This is a genomic window from Streptomyces sp. NBC_01497 (genome assembly GCF_036250695.1).
Classification (GTDB): Bacteria; Actinomycetota; Actinomycetes; order Streptomycetales; family Streptomycetaceae; genus Streptomyces.
On sequence record NZ_CP109427.1, the window covers coordinates 1,900,128 to 1,913,405 of the forward strand.

At 71.0% G+C, this 13,278-nt stretch carries 10 protein-coding genes; 3 read left to right on the forward strand and 7 right to left on the reverse strand.

Going from position 1 to position 13,278, the window contains the following annotated elements:
- Window positions 1-344 precede the first annotated feature (344 nt).
- Window positions 345-1,676, reverse strand: a complete 1,332-nt coding sequence (locus OG310_RS08070; protein ID WP_329455197.1) for a class I SAM-dependent RNA methyltransferase — start codon at window positions 1,674-1,676, stop codon at window positions 345-347.
- A gap of 821 nt (window positions 1,677-2,497) precedes the next feature.
- Here OG310_RS08070 and rpmB point away from each other — a divergent pair.
- Window positions 2,498-2,722: a 50S ribosomal protein L28 gene (gene rpmB / locus OG310_RS08075; protein WP_329455198.1), complete on the forward strand. Its 225-nt coding sequence runs from the start codon at window positions 2,498-2,500 to the stop codon at window positions 2,720-2,722.
- 443 nt (window positions 2,723-3,165) lie between these two features.
- On the opposite strand, the gene OG310_RS08080 is transcribed toward rpmB, so the two are convergent.
- Complete coding sequence (locus OG310_RS08080; protein ID WP_329455199.1) at window positions 3,166-5,253, reverse strand: APC family permease; 2,088 nt, start codon at window positions 5,251-5,253, stop codon at window positions 3,166-3,168.
- A 442-nt stretch (window positions 5,254-5,695) separates the two neighbouring features.
- Between OG310_RS08080 and OG310_RS08085 the strand changes: the two genes are divergently transcribed.
- Both OG310_RS08085 and OG310_RS08090 read left to right on the forward strand, forming a co-directional pair.
- A complete protein-coding gene (locus OG310_RS08085; RefSeq protein ID WP_329455200.1) occupies window positions 5,696-6,364 on the forward strand; it encodes a potassium channel family protein in 669 nt (222 codons plus the stop codon).
- Window positions 6,364-7,032, forward strand: coding sequence for a potassium channel family protein (locus OG310_RS08090; protein WP_329455201.1), 669 nt, complete (start codon window positions 6,364-6,366; stop codon window positions 7,030-7,032). The genes OG310_RS08085 and OG310_RS08090 overlap by 1 nt, the downstream gene beginning before the upstream one ends.
- A 752-nt stretch (window positions 7,033-7,784) precedes the next feature.
- On the opposite strand, the gene OG310_RS08095 is transcribed toward OG310_RS08090, so the two are convergent.
- The 5 genes from OG310_RS08095 to OG310_RS08115 form a co-directional block, all read right to left on the reverse strand.
- Window positions 7,785-8,642, reverse strand: a complete 858-nt coding sequence (locus tag OG310_RS08095; RefSeq protein WP_329455202.1) for a DUF3159 domain-containing protein — start codon at window positions 8,640-8,642, stop codon at window positions 7,785-7,787.
- A 3-nt stretch (window positions 8,643-8,645) separates the two neighbouring features.
- On the reverse strand, window positions 8,646-9,032 hold the full coding sequence (locus OG310_RS08100; protein ID WP_329455203.1) for an OB-fold nucleic acid binding domain-containing protein: 387 nt from the start codon (window positions 9,030-9,032) through the stop codon (window positions 8,646-8,648).
- Window positions 9,033-9,098: 66 nt separating this feature from the next.
- The gene (locus OG310_RS08105; RefSeq protein WP_329455204.1) at window positions 9,099-9,821 is read right to left on the reverse strand and encodes a response regulator; all 723 of its coding nucleotides are present in this window, start codon (window positions 9,819-9,821) and stop codon (window positions 9,099-9,101) included.
- A gap of 26 nt (window positions 9,822-9,847) precedes the next feature.
- Window positions 9,848-12,391: a sensor histidine kinase gene (locus OG310_RS08110; protein ID WP_329455205.1), complete on the reverse strand. Its 2,544-nt coding sequence runs from the start codon at window positions 12,389-12,391 to the stop codon at window positions 9,848-9,850.
- A 142-nt stretch (window positions 12,392-12,533) separates the two neighbouring features.
- Entirely contained in the window at window positions 12,534-13,274 is a 741-nt protein-coding gene (locus tag OG310_RS08115; protein WP_443078576.1) for an ABC transporter ATP-binding protein, read from the reverse strand.
- Window positions 13,275-13,278 lie beyond the last annotated feature (4 nt).

Below are 13,278 nucleotides of genomic sequence, written 5' to 3' on the forward strand. Positions count from 1 at the left end.
GGCCGGCCTTCAGCAAGCCGAGACCCTCGGCAACCTACAGGTCACGAAGAGTGCGCCCCGCCGACGGGGCGCGCCCGAAACACACGTGTCACCAGCAGAGAAGAACCTGCTTGCACCCCGCTCGTGCGCCTCAGCAAGGCGGCCTGGTGAGGCAGAATTTCAAGCGATCTTGCGCCGCAGACCATGACGTCACATATCTCGACCAGCACTCCAATGTTGCCTGACGCCCCATCAGAACGAGCGTCAAATGAAGGTCACGATGCCTCGGAGAGCGTCATTCCAGCGTCAAGATATCGCCTGTAACGCGCATGGCGCACACCACGCGCACCCGCTAAAGCCACAGGTCAGCGGCCCTTTGCGACAGGTTCAAGGATCGCGACGCACTCCACATGGTGCGTCATCGGGAACAGGTCGAAGACCCGGAGCATGCGGGGCTTGTAGCCGCCCTCCTTGAAGTACGCCAGGTCGCGGGCGAGGGCCGCCGGGTCGCAGGCGACGTACGCGATGCGGCGTGCGCCGAGTGTGACGAGGTGGGCCACCGTCTTGCGGCCGGCGCCCGCGCGGGGCGGGTCGAGGACGATCAGGTTCGTCTCCGTGATGCGCGTGCGCGGGAGGACCTGGTCGACCTTGCCGTGTTCGATGCGCACGCGCGGCATCTCGCGCAGGTTGTGCACCGCGTCCTCGGCCGCGCGCTTGCCCGACTCGATGCCGAGGACGGCGCCGGTGTCGCCGACTCGTTCGGCGATGGCGCCCGCGAAGAGGCCGACACCGCAGTAGAGGTCGAGCGCCGTGTCGCCCTTGCGGGGCAGCAGGCCCTGCATCACCGCGTCCACCAGCATCTGCGGGGCCTCCGGGTGGACCTGCCAGAAGCCGCCCGCGCCGACCCGGTAGGTACGGCCGTCGGCCCGCTCGCGGACGAAGTCGCGGCCGTGCACCCGGTGCACTCCCCCGTCGTGCTCCTCGACGCGCAGCACCGAGACGGGCTTGTCCAGTTCGACGAGCGGGAGCCTCCCGCCGGGGCGGGGGGTCAGGACGACCTGGCGGTCGGCGGAGCCCGTCGCGGCGATCGCCTCGACGGTCGCGATACCGGGCCATTCACGGCGTTCCACGCCGAGTTCGTCGACGCCCGGCGCGGCGATCATGCAGTGGTCCACGGGTTCGACGTCGTGGGACCTGTGCTTGCGCAGGCCCGCGCGGCCGTCGTCGTCGATCGCGTACTGCAGGCGGGTGCGCCAGGCGGGCACCTCGCCCTGGGGCAGTTTGTCGCCGGGGGCGGGCATGACGGTGCCGTCCCAGCCCGCCTGTTCCGGTGTGAGACCGGCGAGGCGCTGCAGCTGCTCCGTGACGACCTCGCCCTTGAAGCGGCGCTGGGCGCCGGGCTTCGCGTGCTGCCAGTCGCAGCCGCCGCACCGGCCGGGCCCCGCGTAGGGGCACGGCGCCTCGACGCGGTCCTTGGACGCCTGAAGGATCTTCACGGCGTCGGCACGCAGGAAGCGTGCGTCCGCGTCGCCCTCGGTGATCCGCGCGACGATCCGCTCGCCGGGCAGCGCGTGCCGTACGAACAGCACCCTGCCTTCCTCGGTCCTGGCGACGCAGTGGCCGCCGTGTGCCACCGGGCCCACCTCGACCTCGTACTCGTCCCCGACGGGTGAGGAGGCGTTCGTCTCGGTTGGCATGAGGGGGTGACTCCAGGGGGTCGGGGAGGGGTGCGGGGCCGGGAGACATACGCGGCAGCGGTCCAGCTTACGTCCCACCGCACCCGGTCCTGTCCCACCCTTCACGCCCACCGCCCGCTGGTCGGATCCCAGCGCCCCCTGGCCGGTCGGATCCCACCGCTCATGTCCCCGCGCCCTTGAGGTCGGGTGCTACCCGCCGTCCTCCGATCGGTCCCGACGTTCGGTCGCGACGTTCGGTCCCGACGTTCGGTCCCGACGTTCGGTCCCGACGTTCGGTCCCGACGTTCGGTCCCGACGTTCGGTCGCGACGATTCAGGGGTCCGGGACGGGGTCACGCGACCGGGACGGGGCCACGCGGCTGTGGGGACACACGACTGTGGAACACGGGGTCCGGGGAGGCGGGGTTATGCGTTCCGTCGGCATTTCTGATTCCCATGTGGTGCGTTTTCGCGATTCTCGCGATTCCGGCGATGCCGTTTCGAGGAGCCCGGGGTTTCCCGTCCGCCCAGGGGGTTTCCGCATTCCGGATTCGGCATTCCCGGCGGCTCGGGGAGCCGTGGCGGCATTGCGGGGCAGAGGTTACGCCGGGCGCTTACGGCCGCTCGCGCACGTGTAGCCTGGGTCCCGGCCCGGCCTGGGGCCAGACCGCCGATGACGTGCATCAGCCGTCCGACCAGGCACGATCTCCGAGGCTTCGGTCCTGCCACCCCGGCGATCGGGGCCCCCTGCCTCTGGTAAGGTAGACTACCTTGGCAAAACTTTTGGTGCCTGGCTCGTAATCGGCTGTTCGCACCCCCTACCAACACGTGGAGAAAATTCCCATGTCTCAGCGTTGCGACTTTTGCGACAAGGCGCCCATCTTCGGCAGGGCCGTTTCGCGTCTCGGTCGCCAGGCCATCAAGCGCCGCGTGAAGGGCCGCAGCCCCCGTCGCTTCAACCCGAACATCCAGTCGGTGCGCACGGTGATCAACGGCACCCCGAAGAAGCTCAACGTCTGCACCTCCTGCCTGAAGGCCGGCAAGGCCACGCGCGCCGTGAGTGCCTGACGACTTGACGCGCCGGATGGTCCGCGAGGTCGGTTCGAGCGTTCACCGCAGATTTTCACCCGGCACCACCGCGCTTGCTCCCCCTGGGAATTGACCGAGGGGGAGTTTCGCTTTTCCGGCACCGGTGTTCGCAGTGTTCGCGTCTGCTCTGTTCGCGTTCTGGCGCACGCGGTGTTCGCGTCCGCGCCGTTCGCGTCCCGGCCCACGCTTTTCGGCACCTGCTCCGGTGAGTTGCCCGCGTTCGCGGCGCCGCTCGATGACGGTCCGGGCACCGCTGCCGGGGCATCCCCCGGGGCAACGGGATGAGGGGCGGTGGTGGGGAACGGGACGATTCCCGTTCCCCACCACCGCCCCTCTCGCGTGCACGGCTCCACGGCGTCCGTCCCCGGAACCGGAACCCGAACCGGAACCTCGATCCGGGACGGCCGGGGCGGCCGGGGCGCTCAGCCCTTGGTGCTGGTGGTGTTCGTGCTGTTCGAGTTGCCGCTGCCGGTCGTGTCCTTGCGGCGTACGTCGACGGGCCCCCGGCGCACCGAGCCTGGCGCACTCCACTCCGCGCGCTTGCGCGCCCGGCGCTTGGCCAGCTCGGACGATTCCAGCTGGTAGGGCACGGACGTGACCATCACGCCCGGCATGTACAGCAGCCGGCCCTTGAGGCGCAGCGCGCTCTGGTTGTGCAGCAGGTGCTCGTACCAGTGGCCCACGACGTACTCGGGGATGAAGATGCTGATCACGTCGCGCGGGCTCTCCGTGCGCAGCGACCGCACGTACTCGATGATCGGCCGGGTGATCTCGCGGTACGGGGAGTCGAGGATCTTCAGCGGCACGTTGATGTTGCGCCGCTCCCACTCCTCGCGGAGTGCCTTCGTCTCGGCCGCGTCGACGCTGATGCTGAGCGCCTCCAGCGTGCCGGTGCGCATCAGCTTCGCGTAGCCGAGGGCCCGCAGGGTGGGCCGGTGCACCTTGGAGACGAGCACGATGGAGTGCACGCGCGACGGCTTCACCGTGTCGTCGGACGGGCCGTCCGGCGCGGACAGCTCCTCGGCGATGCGGTCGTAGTGCTTCCTGATCGCCGTCATCGTGCCGTAGAAGATGACCATGCCGAGGACCGCGACCCAGGCACCGTGGGTGAACTTGGTGGCGAGGACGACGATCAGGACGACGCCCGTCAGGAACGCGCCGAAGGCGTTGATGGCGCGTGAGCGCATCATGCGGCGCCGCTTGGCGAGGTCGCGCTCCGTGCGCAGGTGGCGGTTCCAGTGCCGGACCATGCCGGTCTGGCTGAGCGTGAAGGACACGAACACACCGACGATGTACAGCTGGATCAGGCGCGTCGAGTCCGCTCCGTAGATCACCACGAGCAGGGCGGCGGCCCCGGCCAGCAGGACGATGCCGTTGGAGAAGGCGAGACGGTCACCGCGGGTGTGCAGCTGGCGGGGCAGGTAGCGGTCCTGCGCCAGGATCGAGCCGAGCAGCGGGAAGCCGTTGTACGCGGTGTTCGCCGCGAGGAACAGCACCAGCGCGGTCGCCGCGGCCAGCACCACGAAGAGGAAGGTGCCCTCGCCGAAGACGGCCGAGGCGACCTGTGTGATGACGGGGTCGACGACGAAGCTGCCGCCGACCGGATGGCCGTTGGGGCGCAGCAGGTCGACCGCCGGGTTGTCCGCCATGCGCACCTTGGTGGTCACGGCGAGGGCCATGATCCCGCAGAACATGACGACGGCCAGGCCGCCCATGAGGGCCAGCGTGCTGGCGGCGTTCTTGCTCTTGGGCTTGCGGAACGCGGGGACGCCGTTGCTGATCGCCTCGACGCCGGTGAGCGCGGCGCAGCCGGAGGAGAACGCCCGCAGCAGCAGGAACAGCAGCGCGAACCCGGCGAGCCCCGCGTGCTCCGGCTTGATGTGCAGGTCGGAGGTCGGCGCGTGCATGGTGTCGCCGAGGGCGAGTCCCTTGAAGGCGCCCCAGGCGATCATGATGAAGACGCCGCCGACGAAGACATACGTGGGGATCGCGAAGAGTTTTCCGGACTCACGTACTCCGCGCAGGTTCATCAGGGTCAGGACGACTATGACGGCGACCGCGCAGATCACCTTGTGCTGCACGACGAACGGGATCGCGGATCCCAGGTTCTCGACGCCGGAGGAGATGGAGACCGCGACGGTCATCACGTAGTCGACCAGCAGGGCGCTGGCGACGGTGAGACCGGCCTTCGGGCCCAGGTTGGTGGTGGCGACCTCGTAGTCGCCGCCGCCGCTCGGGTACGCGTGCACGTTCTGCCGGTACGAGGCGACGACGGTGAACATGAGGACCGCGACGGCGATCGTGATCCAGATGGAGAAGTGGTACGCCGACACACCCGCCACCGAGAGCACGATCAGTACCTCGCCAGGCGCGTACGCCACGGAGGACAGCGGGTCGGAGGCGAACACGGGCAGCGCGATGCGCTTGGGGAGCAGGGTCTCCCCGAGCTTGTCGCTGCGGAGCGCCTGCCCGATCAAGATCCGTTTGGGCACGTCGGTCAGTTTGGACACGGGGAGGATGGTATGCGTTCGAACAGCTGAGTGTGCAGCCAGCACCCAAAATCTTCAGTTTCCCTGCTCACACCGCCTGCGAGGGGGACTCCTCACGGTCCCTGTACGCCCTCTTGTCGCACTTTTGTCGCGTCCTCGACGCCGCGTTCGCCGCAGCCGCCCTCGTCCCGGTGTCCCGGGGGCCCAGTCGCACCACCACCACCCCGCAGGGGGACCGCGAACGCTTCCGCCCGATCGAAGGGGCGGCCCTCGCGCGGCAGGCGGACGAACGTCCCACGGTACGGGGATGGCGGCAGCGCGGGGGATGCCGCATAAGCTCGTGCCGCTGGGTCGCCACGCACGGCGGCCCCTAGGTGCCCGGCACGTCGACAAGGATGAGTGAACAGGTGTTTTCGCGGATCGATGCGATCGGTGCGGCAACCAGGAGCGCGGGGTACCTCACGTGCACATCGTGATCATGGGATGCGGGCGGGTGGGCGCCGCGCTCGCGCAGACCCTGGAGGAGCAGGGCCACTCGGTCGCCGTCGTCGACCAGGACCCGACCGCGTTCCGCAGGCTCGGTGCCGGGTTCGGGGGACGCCGGGTCAACGGCGTCGGCTTCGACCAGGACACGCTGCGCGAGGCGGGTATCGAGGAGGCCGGGGCGTTCGCCGCGGTCAGCAGTGGGGACAACTCCAACATCATCGCGGCCCGGGTGGCGCGTGAGAACTTCGGCATCGAGAACGTCGCGGCCCGCATCTACGACCCGCGCCGCGCCGAGGTCTACCAGCGCCTCGGCATCCCCACGGTGGCGACGGTCCGCTGGACGGCGGACCAGATGCTCCGGCGGCTGCTGCCCTCGGGCGCGGAACCGCTGTGGCGGGACCCGAGCGGCGGCGTGCAGCTCGCCGAGGTGCATACGCCGGAGACCTGGATCGGTCAGCGGGTCAGCAGGATGCAGGAGGAGACCGGTGTACGGGTCGCCTTCCTGACGCGCCTCGGTGAGGCGATGCTGCCCTCGGCGGACACGGTCCTGCAGGAGGGCGACCTCGTCCACGTGATGATGCGTACGGACGAGGTGGAGCAGGTCGAGACGGCGTTCGCCGCGGGCCCGGACGGAGGGCATAACTGATGCGCGTCGCGATTGCCGGAGCGGGCGCGGTGGGGCGGTCCATCGCGGGCGAGCTGCTGGAGAACGGCCACGAGGTCCTCCTCGTCGACAAGGCGCCGACCGCGATCTCGGTCGAGCGGGTGCCGATGGCGGAGTGGCTCCTCGCCGACGCGTGCGAGATCACGTCGCTGGACGAGGCCGCGTTGCAGCGGTGCAACGTGGTCATCGCCGCGACGGGTGACGACAAGGTCAACCTCGTGGTGTCGCTGCTCGCGAAGACGGAGTACGGCGTGCCGCGCGTGGTGGCCCGGGTGAACAACCCGAAGAACGAGTGGCTGTTCAGCGAGGCGTGGGGGGTGGATGTGGCGGTCTCCACGCCGCGTCTGATGTCCGCGCTGGTGGAGGAGGCGGTGAGCGTGGGCGACCTGGTGCGCCTGCTGCGCTTCAGCCACGGCGATGCCAACCTGGTGGAGCTGACGCTCCCGCCCGAGTCGGCCATCTCGGGAACGCAGGTGGGCGATGTGACCTGGCCCGAGGACACGTCGCTGGTCACGATCATCCGGGGGACGCGTGTGCTCACGCCGAGCCCGGAGGAGACGCTGGAGGCCGGGGACGAGCTGCTGTTCGTCGCGGCACAGGCGCGTGAGGAACAGCTGGAGGAGCTGCTCTCGGTCGAACGGCCGTCCTGAGCGGTCCCATCCGGTCCGAGGCGCCACCGCTCGGCCTCGGCCCGCCGCCGGTCGGGCCCGCGTCACCACCGCTCGGCCTCGGCCGTCACCGGTCGGCGTGAGCCGTCACCGGCCCCGTGTCGGCACCGGTCCCGCAACGTCACGGGACCGCGTCGTCACGGGACCGCGTCGTCACGGGACCGTGGGTGCGGGCTCACCGGGCGGCGTGAGCGATCACCGCGCGCGGGGGGGACTCCCGACACCGGCAGCACCTTCCGGCCCCGGCCGGCCCGCACCGCGCGGGCCGGCCGGGGCCGGCCCGTTTCATCCGCCCCGGTCCCGGGCGGGGCCGTCGCACCCTCCCACGTCCGGGAACGGACCCGCGGGCACCCGTGCGAGGTCGGTGCGCGCAGCGGGCGGCATCGGGGGCGCCACGGCCGGTCATACCGGGGGCGCGCGACCGGACCCGCCGTTCCGGAGCCCGTGACGCCCCTCACGACCCCTGCCGGCCGCGGAACGCCCCGGCCCGGACGTACACACCCACCGGGGGTGCCACAAGGCTGCCTGGCCGACCCGATCCGTCGCCCTCGGGGCGCCCGTCGGTCTTCCGCGTAGATCGCCCGCCCCGCCCCGGGGGGCCTGGTGCGGAGCACCCGGAAACGGCGGAACGCCCCCGCCGTTACGGGCGGGGGCGTTCCTGAGCTCTCCTGGCCGCCGGCTGCTCCCTGGGGCCCGTCGGGCCGTACGGGGCGGGGCCGTGGAGGCGGCGGGGCCTACGCGCCTCTGCGGTGGCGCGCTGAGCCGCCCTTGGGGGCCGCCGCGGACCCGGTGGCCTCCGCTGTCCTCGCCGCGTCGGGCGACCGGTCCGCCGGCGACGTGGCCGCCACCGGTGTCGCGGAGCCGGACGTCCCCTCCTGGCGTGCCTTCTCGGCGGCCTCGGCCGCCTCCATCTCGGCGACCACGTCGATCGGCGCGGGCGCCTTCGCGAGGAAGACCCACGTCAGCCAGACCGCGAGCAGGAACGGCGGGATCTTCAGCGCCACCAGGACCCAGCCGAGCTGCGTCGCGTCCCCCCACACGTAGAGCGGGAAGAGGATCGCGCACTTGGCGAGGAGGATGAGGCCCCAGGCCCAGCTGGACTTGGTGTAGGCCTTCTTGCGGCCCGGGTTCCTCGTCCGCCAGGAGAGGTTCTCCTTGAAGATCGGCCCGAGGATGACGCCGATCAGCGGGACGCGTGCGAGCGTCGTGATGATGTAGGCGAGTGCGAGGCCGAGCGTGTAGAGCAGGCCCGGCAGGTAGAAGCCCTTGGCGTTGCCGGTGAACATCGCGAAGGCCACACCGAAGGCCACGCCGAAGACCCCGCTGAAGGCGTGCTTCATCGTGTCGCGGCGCACCAGGCGCACGGCGAGGAGCAGCAGCGACACCGCGAGCGCGGCGATCGCGGACGTCTTCAGGCTCTGGTTGATGGTGTAGATCGTGACGAACAGCAGGCCCGGCAGGACGGTCTCGACCATCCCCCGTACCCCGCCGAACGCCTCGAAGAGCGCGGCTTCGGTGACCGCCCTCGCGTCGTCGGAGGAACCACTCGCAGAGGGCTCTGCCGACTCCGCGGGCTTGTCCAGTGACGTCACGGACTACTCCTGTCCGAGCGGTCGCAGCTCGTATCGGGGATTGAACAGGACCCGGCGGCCGTGGCTCATCGAGATCCGGCCGTACGCGGTCATCCTGCGTCCGGGCTCGATGCCCACGATGGAGCGCCGGCCGAGCCACACCACGTCCAGCAGGGCGGTGCCGTCGAACAGCTCCGCCTCCAGGGCGGGTACGCCGGCCCGGGGCCGCAGGGTGACCGTCCGCAAGGTACCAGTGACGCGCGCCATCTGGCGGTCGTCACATTCGGCGATGCGGGTGCAGCCGGACGCCTGTGCGTCCTCCCGCAGCTCCTCGGACTCCAGATCCTCCTGGGAGCTGGAGAGCCGGTCGAGCATCCGGCGGAAACGGCCGGTGGCCTTCTCAGCACTCATACGTAGAGCGTACCGGGGCCCACCCGCCGCCGTTTCCGTCCGGATCCCGGCCGGCTCCCTTCCGGATCACCGTTCGAAGCGGTAGCCCATGCCGGGTTCGGTGACGAAGTGCCGGGGGTGCGAGGGGTTCTGCTCCAGCTTGCGCCGCAGCTGTGCCATGTAGACGCGGAGGTAGTTCGTCTCCGTGCCGTACGACGGGCCCCAGACCTCCTGGAGCAGCTGCTTCTGGCTGACCAGGCGGCCCGTGTTGCGGACGAGGACCTCCAGCAGGTGCCACTCGGTCGGCGTGAGCCGCACGTCGCGCCCGTCCCGGTTGACCTTCTTCGCCGCCAGGTCGACGGTGAAGCCCTCGGTCTCGACGACCGCGACCCCGTCGTCGCCCTCCGCGCCGACCGGTTCTGCGCGCCGCACCGCGGCGCGCAGCCTGGCCAGCAGCTCGTCCATGCCGAACGGCTTGGTGACGTAGTCGTCGGCGCCCGCGTCCAGCGCCTCGACCTTCTCGTCGGAGGTGTGGCGGGCGGACAGCACCAGGATCGGTACGCGGGTCCAGCCGCGCAGCCCCTTGATCACCTCGACGCCGTCCATGTCCGGCAGGCCGAGGTCGAGGACCACCACGTCGGGGTGGCGGGCCGCGGCCAGCTCCAGCGCGGACGCGCCGTCGGCCGCCGCCTCCACCTCGTACTTGCGGGCTCTCAGATTGATCACCAGGGCCCGGACGATCTGCGGCTCGTCGTCCACCACGAGCACCCTCACGGGGGTGCGGGGGTCCCCCCCGGTCGGATGCTGCATGCCTGCCTGCCTTTCCTGTTGCCGGATCACGAGATGATCTCGGCGGGAAGTTCGGGGCGCACCGGCGTGACGCCGGCCGCCGCCTTGAGGGTGAGCACCATGGTCATGCCACCGCCGGGGGTGTCCTCGGCGGCGAGCGTGCCGCCCATGGCCTCGACGAAGCCGCGGGCCACGGCGAGGCCGAGGCCGACGCCCGCGCCGCGCGGGGCGTCGCCGTGGCGCTGGAAGGGCTCGAAGATCCGCTCCTTGGCGTCGTCGGGCACGCCGGGGCCGCGGTCCGCGACCCGTACCTCCACGCGGTCGCCGATGGCGCTCGCGTGGACGGCGACGGGCCGGTCGTCGGGGCTGTACTTGACGGCGTTCTCGACGATGTTGGCGACGGCGCGTTCCAGCAGGCCCGCGTCGACGGCGACCATCGGCAGCGTCTCGGGGATGTCGAGGTCGACGCTCTCCTCGGGCACCCCGACGAGCGAGATGGGGACGACCTCGTCGAGGTCGATCACCCGGATCATCGGGGTGACCGTGCCGGTCTGGAGGCGGGTGATGTCGAGCAGGTTGCCCACGAGGTGGTCGAGCCGGTCGGCTCCGTCCTCGATGCCTTCCAGCAGCGCGGCCTCGTCCTCCTCGGACCACTCGACGTCCTGCGAGCGCAGCGAGGTGACGGCGGCCTTGATGCCGGCGAGCGGGGTGCGCAGGTCATGGCTGACGGCCGCGAGCAGCGCGGTGCGGATCCGGTTGCCCTCGGCCAGCTCCCGGGCCTGGGAGGCCTCGCCGATCAGGCGCTGCCGGTCCAGGACGACGGCGGCCTGGGCGGCGAACGCGGCGAGGACACGGCGGTCCTCGGCGGGCAGGACCCGGCCGGAGAGGGCGAGCGCCATGTGGTCGCCGACGGGCATGTCGACGTCGGCGTCCTCGGGGCGCAGACACGGCTCGGGGCCCACGCTGCCGGCACAGGTCCACGGGTCGACGTCGCTCTTGCGTTCCAGCAGGGCGACCGACTCCATCGCGAACGTCTCGCGTACGCGTTCCAGCAGGGCGTCCAGGGTCGTCTCGCCGCGCAGGACGCTGCCCGCGAGGAACGAGAGGATCTCGGACTCGGCCCGGAGTCTCGCGGCCTGGTGAGTGCGGCGCGCGGCCTGGTCGACCACCGATGCGACGCTCACCGCGACCGCGAAGAAGACCACGAGCGCGACGACGTTCTTCGGCTCGGCGATGTCGAGCGTGTGCGTCGGGGGCGTGTAGTAGAAGTTCAGCAGCAGAGAGCTGAGGGCCGCCGAGGCGAGCGCGGGCAGCAGGCCGCCGAACAGCGCCGCGAGCACCGTCAGGAAGAGGAACAGCAGGACGTCGTTGGACAGGCCCAGCGGGTCGGACAGCGACGACAGCAGCAGCGTCAGCAGGACCGGCGCGACGACGGCGAGCAGCCAGCCCCAGATGATCCGCGAGCGGCCGAGCCGGGCACCGCGCGCCACGGGCAGCCCGCGGCCCTTGGCGACGCGGTCGTGGGTGACGATGTGCACGTCGAGGTCGGGCCCCGACTCGCGGGCGACGGTCGCGCCGACGCCCGGGCCGAAGACGTACTGCCAGGTCTTGCGGCGGCTGGAGCCGAGCACCACCTGGGTGGCGTTGACGCCGCGGGCGAATTCCAGCAGTGCCGAGGGGATGTCGTCGCCTATGACGTGGTGGAACGTGCCGCCGAGGTCTTCCAGCAGGGTCCGCTGGACCGCGAGTTCCTTGGGTGAGGGGGCGGTGAGGCCGTCGCTGCGCGCGATGTAGACGCCGAGGATCTCGCTGCCCGAGCCCTTGGCCGCCATCCGGGCCGCGCGGCGGATGAGCGTACGTCCCTCGGGGCCGCCGGTCAGGCCGACGACGATGCGCTCCCTGGCCTGCCAGGTGGAGCGGATGTTGTGCTCGCCGCGGTACTGCTGGAGGTACTCGTCGACCCGGTCGGCCACCCACAGCAGCGCGAGTTCGCGCAGCGCGGTCAGGTTGCCGGGCCGGAAGTAGTTCGAGAGCGCGGCATCCATCTTGTCGGGCTTGTAGATATTGCCGTGCGCCATGCGGCGCCGCAGCGCCTGGGGCGACATGTCGACGAGCTCGATCTGGTCGGCCCGTCTGACGACCTCGTCGGGCACGGTCTCGCGCTGGCGCACGCCGGTGATGGTCTCCACGACGTCGCCGAGGGACTCCAGGTGCTGGATGTTGACCGTGGAGACGACGTTGATGCCGGCCTGGAGCAGTTCCTCGACGTCCTGCCAGCGCTTGGTGTTGCGCGAGCCCGGCACATTGGTGTGCGGCAGTTCGTCCACCAGGGCGACGGTGGGGTTGCGCTGCAGTACGGCGTCGACGTCCATCTCGGTGAAGACGGTCCCGCGGTACTCGATCTCTTTGCGGCGGACCTCCTCCAGGCCGCGCAGCATGACCTCCGTACGGGGCCTGTCGTGGTGTTCCACGAAGGCCACCACGACGTCGGTGCCACGCTCCACCCGACGGTGGGCCTCGGAGAGCATGGCGTACGTCTTGCCGACGCCCGGAGCCGATCCGAGGTAGATCCGAAGCTTTCCGCGTCCCATGGCTCCATTGTCTTCCCGCGAATGTGCCGCTGCGTCCGACACGTCGGCTGTGTCGACGCTACAGCGCCTGACCATGACAAAAGGGGCCCGAAGGGGAGGCGCGCAGGCGTCTTGACGCGATTCTGACGGCGGGGCCACACGGTCAGCGCACCGCCGTGACCTGCCCGTCGTCGAGTTCGAGCACGCGGTCGGCCAGGCCGAGGAGCTGAGCGTCATGGGTGGCGACGAGCGCGGTGACGCCTTCGGCCACGACCACGGCACGCAGTAGCTCCATGACGGCGAGACCGGTCTCCGCGTCGAGCTGGCCCGTGGGCTCGTCGGCAATCAGCAGGGCCGGCCGGTTGGCCAGGGCGCGGGCGATGGAGACCCGCTGCTGCTGGCCGCCGGAGAGCTCGCCGGGACGCTGCGCCGCGTGCTCGGCGAGGCCCACCAGGTCCAGCAGGAGCCGTACCCGCTCCTCACGCTCGCGGGAGTCGGTCCTGCGCAGCCGCATCGGGACGCCCACGTTCTCGGCGGCGCTGAGGATGGGGATCAGGCCGAAGGCCTGGAAGACGAAGCCGATCCGGTCCCGGCGCAGCGCGAGCAGACCGTCGTCACCGAGCGTGGACAGGTCGGTGCCGTCGACGGTGACGGTGCCCCGGTCGGGGGTGTCGAGGCCGGCGACGAGGTTGAGCAGGGTGGTCTTGCCGGAGCCCGAGCGGCCCTTGAGTGCGACGAGCTCGCCGCGCGGGACGCTCAGGGAGACGCCGCGCAGGGCGTGCACGGCCGCGGCGCCGGTCCCGTAGGAGCGGTGCAGGCCCTCGACCCGCACCATGGGCTCGCCCGCCGGGCGACGCGCGGTGGTGGTGGCCGGCGCGGTGCCGGTGGTCTCGTTCTCGTCCATGGGT

Excerpts from the sequence above, each read along its gene's own strand:
- OG310_RS08070 (WP_329455197.1), bottom strand. The coding sequence starts at position 1,676 with ATGCCAACCGAGACGAACGCCTCCTCACCCGTCGGGGACGAGTACGAG.
- rpmB (WP_329455198.1), top strand. The coding sequence starts at position 2,498 with ATGTCTCAGCGTTGCGACTTTTGCGACAAGGCGCCCATCTTCGGCAGG.
- OG310_RS08090 (WP_329455201.1), top strand. The coding sequence starts at position 6,364 with ATGCGCGTCGCGATTGCCGGAGCGGGCGCGGTGGGGCGGTCCATCGCG.
- OG310_RS08100 (WP_329455203.1), bottom strand. The coding sequence starts at position 9,032 with ATGAGTGCTGAGAAGGCCACCGGCCGTTTCCGCCGGATGCTCGACCGG.
- OG310_RS08105 (WP_329455204.1), bottom strand. The coding sequence starts at position 9,821 with ATGCAGCATCCGACCGGGGGGGACCCCCGCACCCCCGTGAGGGTGCTC.
- OG310_RS08110 (WP_329455205.1), bottom strand. The coding sequence starts at position 12,391 with ATGGGACGCGGAAAGCTTCGGATCTACCTCGGATCGGCTCCGGGCGTC.
- OG310_RS08115 (WP_443078576.1), bottom strand. The coding sequence starts at position 13,274 with ATGGACGAGAACGAGACCACCGGCACCGCGCCGGCCACCACCACCGCG.